General features: G+C 61.7%; 11 protein-coding genes and 1 riboswitch. Of the genes, 1 reads left to right on the top strand and 10 read right to left on the bottom strand.

Going from position 1 to position 9,327, the window contains the following annotated elements; all coding sequences use genetic code 11:
- Positions 1 to 262: 262 nt before the first annotated feature.
- Positions 263 to 337: riboswitch (cyclic di-GMP riboswitch) on the bottom strand.
- A gap of 390 nt (positions 338 to 727) precedes the next feature.
- A complete protein-coding gene (locus ACEW8N_RS14205; RefSeq protein ID WP_373500493.1) occupies positions 728 to 1,063 on the top strand; it encodes a hypothetical protein in 336 nt (111 codons plus the stop codon).
- 200 nt (positions 1,064 to 1,263) lie between these two features.
- Here the strand turns inward: ACEW8N_RS14205 and ACEW8N_RS14200 are convergent, their stop codons facing one another.
- The 10 genes from ACEW8N_RS14200 to ACEW8N_RS14155 all read right to left on the bottom strand — a co-directional run.
- Entirely contained in the window at positions 1,264 to 1,659 is a 396-nt protein-coding gene (locus ACEW8N_RS14200) for an Hsp20/alpha crystallin family protein (RefSeq protein ID WP_373500492.1), read from the bottom strand.
- Positions 1,660 to 1,682: 23 nt separating this feature from the next.
- Positions 1,683 to 2,141 carry an Hsp20/alpha crystallin family protein gene (locus ACEW8N_RS14195; protein ID WP_373500491.1) on the bottom strand — a complete coding sequence of 153 codons (459 nt, stop codon included), beginning with the start codon at positions 2,139 to 2,141 and terminating at the stop codon, positions 1,683 to 1,685.
- 165 nt (positions 2,142 to 2,306) lie between these two features.
- On the bottom strand, positions 2,307 to 2,723 hold the full coding sequence (locus ACEW8N_RS14190; RefSeq protein ID WP_373500490.1) for a carboxymuconolactone decarboxylase family protein: 417 nt from the start codon (positions 2,721 to 2,723) through the stop codon (positions 2,307 to 2,309).
- A 95-nt stretch (positions 2,724 to 2,818) separates the two neighbouring features.
- Positions 2,819 to 4,000 (bottom strand): pyridoxal phosphate-dependent aminotransferase, encoded by a 1,182-nt coding sequence (locus tag ACEW8N_RS14185; RefSeq protein ID WP_373500489.1) that lies wholly within the window; start codon positions 3,998 to 4,000, stop codon positions 2,819 to 2,821.
- Between the two features lie 15 nt (positions 4,001 to 4,015).
- Positions 4,016 to 4,237 (bottom strand): NifU family protein, encoded by a 222-nt coding sequence (locus tag ACEW8N_RS14180; protein WP_373500488.1) that lies wholly within the window; start codon positions 4,235 to 4,237, stop codon positions 4,016 to 4,018.
- A gap of 95 nt (positions 4,238 to 4,332) precedes the next feature.
- Positions 4,333 to 5,463 carry a tRNA guanosine(34) transglycosylase Tgt gene (gene tgt, locus ACEW8N_RS14175; protein ID WP_373500487.1) on the bottom strand — a complete coding sequence of 377 codons (1,131 nt, stop codon included), beginning with the start codon at positions 5,461 to 5,463 and terminating at the stop codon, positions 4,333 to 4,335.
- 47 nt (positions 5,464 to 5,510) lie between these two features.
- Entirely contained in the window at positions 5,511 to 6,584 is a 1,074-nt protein-coding gene (gene queA, locus ACEW8N_RS14170) for a tRNA preQ1(34) S-adenosylmethionine ribosyltransferase-isomerase QueA (RefSeq protein ID WP_373500486.1), read from the bottom strand.
- 1 nt (position 6,585) lies between these two features.
- Positions 6,586 to 6,777: a DUF2065 domain-containing protein gene (locus ACEW8N_RS14165; protein WP_373500485.1), complete on the bottom strand. Its 192-nt coding sequence runs from the start codon at positions 6,775 to 6,777 to the stop codon at positions 6,586 to 6,588.
- Between the two features lie 138 nt (positions 6,778 to 6,915).
- Positions 6,916 to 8,340 carry a dihydrolipoyl dehydrogenase gene (gene lpdA / locus ACEW8N_RS14160; RefSeq protein WP_373500484.1) on the bottom strand — a complete coding sequence of 475 codons (1,425 nt, stop codon included), beginning with the start codon at positions 8,338 to 8,340 and terminating at the stop codon, positions 6,916 to 6,918.
- A gap of 93 nt (positions 8,341 to 8,433) precedes the next feature.
- Positions 8,434 to 9,327, bottom strand: an 894-nt coding sequence (locus ACEW8N_RS14155) for a 2-oxo acid dehydrogenase subunit E2 (RefSeq protein ID WP_373500483.1), incomplete at its 5' end; no start/stop codon positions are given.

Below are 9,327 nucleotides of genomic sequence, written 5' to 3'. Positions count from 1 at the left end.
GAGCACCCTCTGGGAGAAATGGAATGCAACTTTGAAGCATCTTCGAGCCTCCATATTGTTGCATTCATAAATACCATATATTTCTACCCTGATCAAGTAAATTCAGTTGTTTATTTGCTTGGGGTCAAGAGCTCTGAATTTGTTTTTGGTGTAATAAATTCTCAACTTAATAGATGAGAGCTATCACGTAATTTATGGACTTAACATTCAACAATAAATATATGATAAGAAGGTCAATAAACAAAAAGCCGGGCCACCTTAAAAAGGCAACCCGGCTGTCTCGTTAAGACCCGTGGCTTTCCGTCCCTGTCTCACGGCAGGTTTGGCAAGTTTTTCTTTTTTTTATTCGTCTACCCTACGTTCAATATGAGCAAAAGCGCATAGAAATAGAGCGCTGTAGCCGCCACAGATTCATCAGCTTCGCAACAAACGGAAAAACTTGAAAACCGTCTTGAATACCAATCGTCAACCAGGCACCTATTAAACACAAAAAAATCACATTGTCTATCGGTACAAATACCTATTTTTGTCGTTTTTTTCAAATTTTGTCTTAGATAAATCTTGGTTATATTGTTTTTATAGAACTTAATAGTCTGAAATTTTATAAAAAAATATTATCAATGCCTGGTTTATCCATTTTTCATTAAATCAAGTCTGAAAATATTATTTTTTAGGAAAGCATAAATCGAGCCAGAAATAGCATCGCCAGTTTTGATGGGGTTACCTATTGAACATCGGGATCGCGGTTTGTCACTGGGAGGTTCGCGCCGGCCTGAGGGGCTGGAAGCTGGGCCGTTCCCTGTTTGTCGCCGACTCGGGCATGATCTCCGAGGACAAACGCAAGGAGCTGGCCAGAGCCTGCGGCAAGTATATCCCGGCCTGGCGCATGCCCAATGTGGCCGGGATACGGAAGGATGTCCCGAGCAAGCGCGGCAGCTACACCGTTTTCAAGGAGAATTTTCATGCAAAGGAGGTTGTCGCCGGCGACGCGAGCAGCGCAGGCGCTACATCCGCGGTTACAACCCCAAGGAGGCTGAACGTCAGCGCAAACACCGAGAAATGACCGTTCCCATCCTGAAGAAGGAACTCGATTCCCACAAGGATGCATCGGCAACCGACCAATGGGCCACCGAGCTTTAGGTAAAGGCAGGCGAAGAACCGGAAATGAGAAAAGAATGGTTGCGTTGATTTTCGATCGGGTTACACAAAAAAACATGCAAAAGGGGCCTTTTGAGCCCCTTTCCTGATTCAGGTTAACCGCGCTTAATCCGCCGTCACGGTGATCTTCCGGGGCGCGGCCTTGGCTACCTTGGGGAGTGAGAGCCTCAGGACGCCGTTCTCCACTTTTGCTTCGATCCTGCTTTGTTCGATCACCTCGGAGAGGGTGAACTGGCGGAAATAGGTCCCGGTGTCGTATTCCCGCAGCACCCCCTTCTCTCCTTCGCCCTCCCGGGAGCGGACCTCGCCCGACAGGGTCAGGATGTTTTCCCGGAGGTCGATGTCGAGATCCTCGGTCCGGACGCCGGGGATGTCGGCGATCACCGTGATGGCCGCGTCGGTTTCAAAGATGTCCACCGCGGGCACGAATGTGTTGCCTGGACGGGTCTGCTCGACCTTTGACGGGGCCTGATCTTTGTCTTTCACGCGAATGTCTGACATGGGTAGCCTCCCTGCATGCGGCGTCAGCCGACCTGGATATGTCTGGGTTTTGCGGACGCGGCTTTGGGAAGCGCGATGGATAGGATTCCGTCCGCCATGCCGGCCTTGATTTTCTCCCCATCCACCCGGTCGGGGATCTTGATCATCCTGCTGAATTTGCCGGCCTCCCGCTCCCGCCGATGCCATTTCGCCGACGCACCGGGCTCCGCGATCTTCCGTTCGCCGGACAGGGACAGGTGATCCCCGGTGATGGTCAGCTCAAGGTCCTCGGCCTTGACGCCGGGAATCTCCGCGCGGATCCAGTAGTTGTCTGCATCCTCGGTCACGTTGATGAGCGGAAAAACGCCGGCGCTGGGCGTAAAGGCGGCGTCGTTCTCCAAGGTGCGGGTGAGGTGCGCCATCCGCCCGCGCATCTCTTCGAGCTCGTCAAAGGGGCTTTTCAGTCGAAAAGCCGGCGTGGTCAACACTCTCCTGATGAACATGGGTAACCCTCCCTGGTGATGAGATTCAATCGGCCGGTTCATGAAGACGCCGGTCGCCCGGAACGATAATGCCGATATAACCATTTGTATTTAAAGGTTTAGATGCTAACGTGCCAAAAAGATAACCATCGCTTCCCGGAGGTCAAGGGAGCGGACCGGCGATTTTCAGGGGCGGACGCCGTCCGGTTCCATGGGCCACATCCCCTTTTCCTCGAGGACGGATTTGAGGACCTTGAGTGCGACATTGACGGCCGGCACCCCGCCGTAGATGGCGGTCTGGAAGATCGTCTCGGCGATCTCCCCAGGGCTGCACCCCACGTTGAGGGCGGCCTGGATGTGGAGCTTCAACTCGTCCGGCCGCGAGAGCACGGTCAGGGCCGAAACCGTGACGAGCTGGCGCACGGTGTGGGGGATTTTTTCCCGGGCGTACATCTGGCCGGTGATGAAGAGGGAGAGATCCCGGGCCAGGCCTTTGTCGAAGGCCCGCCACAGGTCGTAGGGCTTTTCATCGGCAACGCCTTTGAAATAGAGGGCCGCGGTTTCCCGGGTTTTTTCCGCGACGGATTTGTCGGGTGTGTCCATGAAACATCTCCTTTTTTAAGGGGGTATCGGGTGGATTTCCGGATGCCCGGTTGAACCTGGGCGATCCGCCTGCCCCGGATATCCCATCTGCTCCTTTACCGGTATTTCTCGATGGCTCTTTTAAACCCCGGCATGGCGCCCGTGATGGTTTTGTCGTCCACGCAGTAGGCGATCCGGAAGTGGCCGGGGCCGCCGAAGCCGCTTCCCGGGACTGCCAGGATCATCTCTTCCTGAAGGGTCCGGACGAAGGCCACGTCGTCGGGGATGGGGCTTTTGGGGAAGAGATAAAAGGCGCCCGGCGGGGTGACGAAATCGTACCCGCACGCGGCAAGCCCCGTGCAGAGCAGCTTGCGCTTCCGGTCGTATTCGGCCACGTCCACGGTGACGCCCTGGAGACGGGCCACGACCCGCTGCATCAGGGCCGGGGCGTTGACGAAGCCCAGGATCCGGTTGGTCAGGGCCAGGGCGGCCAAGAGGTTCTTCCGGTCGTCCAAAGCGGGGTTGACCGCGATGTAGCCGAGCCGCTCCCCGGGAATCGACAGCTCCTTGGAGTAAGAGGTGGCGATGATGCTGTTGGGGCAGGCCTCGAAGATGCCGGGCACCCGGGCCCCGTCGTAGACGATCTTGCGGTAGGGTTCGTCGGAGACGAGATAGATCGTCCGGCCCATGGCCCCGCCGCGATCCACAAGCAGCCGGCCCAGGGCCGCGAGGCTCGCCGCGTCGTAGATCTGGCCGGTGGGGTTGTTGGGCGAGTTGATGAGAACGACCTTGGTCTTTTCCGTGACGGCGGCATCCATGGCCGCCAGGTCGAGGGTGAAATCCTCCCGGGTCGGGACCGTTTTCAGCACGCCGCCGTGGTTGTCGGCATAGGCGCCGTATTCCACGAAATAGGGCGCCGGCGTGAGGACCTCGTCCCCCGGGTCCAGGAGGGCCTTGAGGGTGGCGTTGAGAGCCCCGGCCGCCCCGCAGGTCATGATGATCTCCTCCGCCGTCACGGCAGCCCCCTGCTCCTTGCCGACATAGTCCGCGACGGCCTGTCGGACGAAGGGGTATCCGGTGTTGGGCATGTACCCGTGGTCTTTGGCCTCGCCCGAATCGAGGATCTCCCTCAGGGTCTTTTCAAAAATCTCGGGGGGCGGGACGTTGGGGTTCCCCAGGCTGAAGTCGAAGACGTTCTGCGCCCCGTGGGCCGCCTTGAGCCGCCCCCCCTCCTCGAACATCTTCCGGATCCAGGAGGATTTTTCGATCACCGATTGGATCTTTGCTGCAATCGCCATTGAACTCCTCCGGGGTTAAGCGGGTTCGACCGCTTTGATTTCAGGGATCTCCTGCTTGAGGACCCGTTCAATGCCGTTTCTCAATGTCATCTGGGACATGGGGCATCCGGCGCAGGCGCCTTTGAGCCTTACCCGGACGATGCCGTTGGGCAGGATCTCCACCAGTTCGACGTCCCCGCCGTCTTTTTGCAGGGCGGGCCGGATTTTTTTCAATACCGCTTCGACTTTTTCTTTCATGGATCTGCTCCTTCTATAAAATGAATGTTCATGTTGACGACTTGCCAAACCTCATTCGACAGGTGACGCTTAAGGTAATACCGAAACGGGGGTTGTCATTTCTCGCTTGCGGCCTCCCGCGCGTTGTAAAAGTCCTTCCGGAACCCCGCAAACCGCCCGCAGCGGATGGCCTCGCGCATCCCCGCCACGAGGCTGAGATAATAATGGAGATTGTGGAGGGTGTTGAGCCGGTAGGCCAGGATCTCCCGGGACTGGTAGAGGTGCCGGAGGTAGGCCCGGGAGTAGTTCCGGCAGGTGTAGCAGCCGCATTCCGGGTCGATGGGGGCCGTGTCGGTCCGGTGCCGGCTGTTGGCGATGTTGAGGGTGCCCCGGCGGGTGAAGAGCTGCCCGTTCCGGGCGTTCCGGGTCGGCATGACGCAGTCGAACATGTCGGCCCCCCGGGCCGTGAGCTCGACCAGGTCCTCGGGCGTGCCCACACCCATGATGTATTTGGGGCGGTCGTCGGGCAAAAGGGGAAGGGCGGCTTCGGCCACGTCGTACATCATCTGGTTGGGCTCCCCGACGCTCAGTCCGCCCAGGGCGTATCCGCTGAATTCCATGGCGGTCAGGGCCTCGGCCGACATCCGCCGGAGGTCCTCGTACATCCCCCCCTGGACGATTCCGAAAAGCGCATTCTTTTCCCCGGACGTCTCCCGCCAGGTCCGGAGGCATCTTTCGGCCCAGCGGGCGGTGATCTCAAGGGCCTCCCGGGCGGCCCGCCGTTCGGCCGGGTAGGCGATGCACTGGTCGAGGCACATGAGGATGTCCGAGTCCAGGGTGATCTGGATCTCGATGGACTTCTCGGGCGTGAGGAGATGGCTGGAGCCGTCGATGTGGGACTGGAAGCGGGCCCCCTCCTCGGTGATCCTGGTGAGCTTGGCCAGGGAGAAGACCTGGAACCCGCCGCTGTCGGTGAGGATGGGGCGGTCCCAGTTCATGAAGCGGTGGAGCCCGGAAAAACGCTCAATGACATCGCAGCCCGGCCGGAGGTAGAGGTGATAGGTGTTGCCCAGGATGATCCGGGCGCCGGCCGCCGTGAGGTCTTCCGGGGCCAGTGCCTTGACGGTCCCCAGGGTGCCCACGGGCATGAAGACGGGGGTATCGACCGTGCCGTGGACCAGCGAAAGCCGGCCTGTCCGGGCGCGCGTTGTCCCGCAGCGCGCGGTCACCTGAAACGGATGGGGCAATATTCCTCCTTGAGCAAGCATGTCCTGTGGTCAGAATGAACGCCGGTTCACGCGATGAACATGGCGTCCCCGTAGCTGAAAAAGCGGTACCGCTCGGCCACGGCCTCCCGGTAGGCCGAAAGAACCTTCTCCCGTCCGGCGAAGGCCGACACCAGCATGATCAGGGTCGATTCCGGCAGGTGGAAGTTGGTGATCACGGCGTCCACCGCCCTGAACCGGTAGCCGGGATAGATGAAGAGGTCGCAGCTTCCGGTGCCGGGGGTGATCCGGCCGTCGGCGCCTGCGGCATATTCCAGGGTCCGGACCGAGGTGGTACCCACGGCGACGATCCGCCGGCCTTCGGCTCTGGCCCGGTTGACGGCGCCTGCGGTTGCCTCCGGAATGGAGAAGCGTTCGCGGTGCATCCGGTGGTCCCGGATGTCCTCGACGCGGACGGGCACGAAGGTGCCGTAGCCCACGTGGAGGGTGACGGTGACGACGTCAACGCCCCGCCGCCGGATGCGGTCCAGAAGCCCGGGCGTGAAATGGAGTCCCGCCGTGGGGGCGGCTACGGCCCCTTTCCGGGCTGCGAAAACGGTCTGGTAGGCCGTCCGGTCGTCGTGCGGGGCTTCGTCGGCCGCGCCTCTTCCCCCGTTTCGGCGGATATACGGGGGCAGGGGCATGTCGCCGATCCGGTAGAGGATGGATTCAAAGGGCTCCGGGCTTGTAAACCGGAGGGTGTGGACGGCGTCCCGGCCGCCCATGACTTCTGCCGTCAGCCCTTGATCGAAGAAGAGGCGGGTTCCCGGGCGGGGGCGCTTGGAGGACTTGATCATGCATTCGCAGGTCACCTCCCGGTCGCCGCTGCCTCCGCTGCCGTCCCCGTAGCCGAGGAGGAGGACCTCCACCTTCCCGCCGCTGGCCTTGCGGCCGTAAAGACGCGCCGGAATGACCTCGGTGTCGTTGACGACGAGGACATCGGACGGCGCGAGCAGTTCGGGAAGGTCTGAAAAGACGCGGTGGGCGGTTTGGCCGCTTGCACGGTCCAGGCAGAGCAGCCTCGATCCGTCCCGGTGTCCGGCGGGGTGCTGGGCGATCAGTTCCTGGGGCAGATCGTAGCCGTAATCCCTGAGCTGGAACATGCTACCCGAGGGCTTTTCCGGCATAGACCACCAACAGGCCCGCCAGCATCATGATCAATCCGAACCCGCGAAGGGTCCGGGGCGAGAGCTCCAATATCTTTTCGATCCAGGATTTCATTCTGCCGGGAAAGGCGGCATAGGGAAATCCCTCTATGAACATCACCATGCCGATGACGCACAGAAAAAACTCCATCGATAGGTCTTCCTTGAATTTCTGAAGGCTTCACCGGCGTCCGGCAGTTCGACGCGCCGATGTAAAATGGGCTATTATAGGGTTTGGATATTTTTTGTCAAAAAAATAATGGACCCCCATGACGCTGCGGGCCGATCCTCATTTTTTCCGGGGCGGGACGTGGAGGGCGCTGCCCAGGAAGATCTCGGCGGTCTCGGATTCGGTTTCTGAGAGGGTGGGGTGGGGATGGATGGTGAAGGCGACATCCTGGACCACGGCGCCCATCTCGACCGCCAGGACCCCCTCCGAGATCAGCCCCTCGGCGCCCCGGCCCACGATGCCGACCCCCAGGATCCGCTGGGAGGCGGAGTCGACGATCATCTTCGTCATCCCCTCGCCGGCCCCCATGGTCAGGGCCCGGCCGGAATATTTCCAGGGGAACCGCTGAACCTCGACGGCACGGTTTTCCCGGGCCGCCGCCGTTTCGGTGAGGCCGCAGTAAGCGATCTGGGGGTCGGTGTAGACGACCGCCGGAATGGCCGCCGCATCAAAGGCCGAAGGCTCTCCGGCCATGACCTCGGCCGCGATCTTGCCCTCTCGGGAGGCCTTGTGGGCCAGCATCATGCCGCCGGTGACGTCGCCCACGGCAAAGATGTTTTCGTCGTCCGTCCGCTGCCGGTCGTCGACGATGATGAACCCCCGGTCGTCGGTCTTGACCCGGGTGTGCTCCAGGCCGAGCCCCCGGGTGTTGGGCGCCCGGCCGATGGCCACGAGCACCCGGTCAAAAGCGCCTCCGGCATCGGCGCCGTCGCCGGAAAAGGCGACGTCCACGCCGGCGTCACGGGCTTGGACCCCCTCCACGCGGGTGTTGAGATGGATGGCTGTGAAGGCCTTGTCCAGGCGGCGGGCGAGGGGCGCCACCAGGTCCGGGTCGATGCCCGGGAGCAGGCGGTCGCCCATTTCCACCAGGTGGATATCCGATCCCAGGGCCGCATAGATCATCCCGATCTCGAGCCCCACGTAGCCGCCGCCCACCACCAGGAGCCTCCCGGGGATATCGGCCAGGGCCAGGGCCGCCGTGGAGCTCATGATCCGGCCGCCCTTCTCGAAACGGGTCTCCGGGAGGGCGATGGGCCGGGAGCCGGTTGCGATGACGGCGCGTTTGAAGCGGATGCCGCTGATATCCGATCCCTGGATCCGGATTTCACCGGCGCTGACGAATTCCGCCCGGCCCCTGAGGCGCTGAACGCCCCGCTGTTCGGCAAGCTGCACGAGGCCGCCGGCCAGCTTTTCCACCACCGTCTGTTTCCAGCGCCGGACGCCCGCAATATCGATCTCGGGCCGGCCGAAGGAGATGCCCATCTCCTTGGCACCGGCTGCGTCATGAAGCAGCTCCGAGAGATGGAGGTAGGTCTTGGACGGGATGCATCCCCGGAAGAGGCACACCCCGCCGGGTCCCTCGGCCGTGTCGACGAGGGTCACATCCATGCCCAGGTCCGCCGCACGGAAGGCCGCGGCATAGCCCCCGGGCCCCGAGCCGATGACGACGACCTCACATTCCTGCACCAGTTCTCCCATAACCATGACTGCGTCCTCCTTACGTGAGACTGGAGGCTGAAGGGGATTAGGCTGAAAAAAAATCCTGCGCCTCTTGCCTTCAGTCTTCAGCCTTCCTTCCTATCCGATCAACATAAGCTGCTCCGGGTCGGCCAGGGCCCCGGTGACGACCGCAAGGAAGCGGGAGGCGTCCCCGCCGTCCAGGATCCGGTGGTCCATGGTCAAAATGACCGGCATCATCAGGCGCGGCACGATCTCGTGCCGGCCCGAGGGCAGGGTGCGCACCACGGGCTCCAGAGACGCCCGGCCCATGCCCAGGATGGCCGCTTGGGGGTGATTGACGATGGGGACGAAAAGCGCGCCGCCCGAAGTGCCCGTGTTGGTGAGGGTGAAGGTCCCGCCCTGAAGGTCTTCCACGGCGATCTTCCGGTCGCGGGTCTTTGCAACCATCTCCGTGAGCTCCACGGCAAGCCGGGTGATGCTCTTGCGGTCCACGTCCCGGAGCACCGGGACGATCAGCCCGTCGTCGGTGTCCACCGCCACGCCCATGTGGTAGTAGCGTTTCAGGATGAGTTCTCCCGAAGCCGCGTCCAGGCTCGAATTGAAATAGGGGAACTGCTTCAGGGCCGAGACCACCGCCTTGATGACGAAGACCGTCAGGGTCAGGCGGCCGCCGGCCTCGGCGACCCTCGCCTTGTGCTTCCGGCGAAAGGTCTCCAGATCGGTGATATCGACCCTCTCCGTCGTGGTGACGTGGGGGATCTGGGACCAGGCCAGGGCCATCTGCCGGGCCGTGGCCCGTCGGATCGACCGGACGGGGACCCGCTCGACATCGCCCCATTTGGAAAAGTCGGGGAGCGGCGGCGCCTCCGGCGAAAGCGGGCGGGCAGCCTCCGTCCGGGGCTTCGCCGGGGAGGCTTCCGGCTTCGCCGCGGCCGGTTTCTCCTCCCGGGAGACGCCGGCGATTTCGGCCCGGCCGGTTTCGGCAGATCGTCGGACGTCGTCCGCCGTGAC

This window comes from Desulfococcus sp. (genome assembly GCF_041737845.1).
Classification (GTDB): Bacteria; Desulfobacterota; Desulfobacteria; order Desulfobacterales; family Desulfococcaceae; genus Desulfococcus.
Note: the sequence above shows the minus strand (reverse complement) of the source record. Positions and strands in the feature narration are given on the sequence as shown.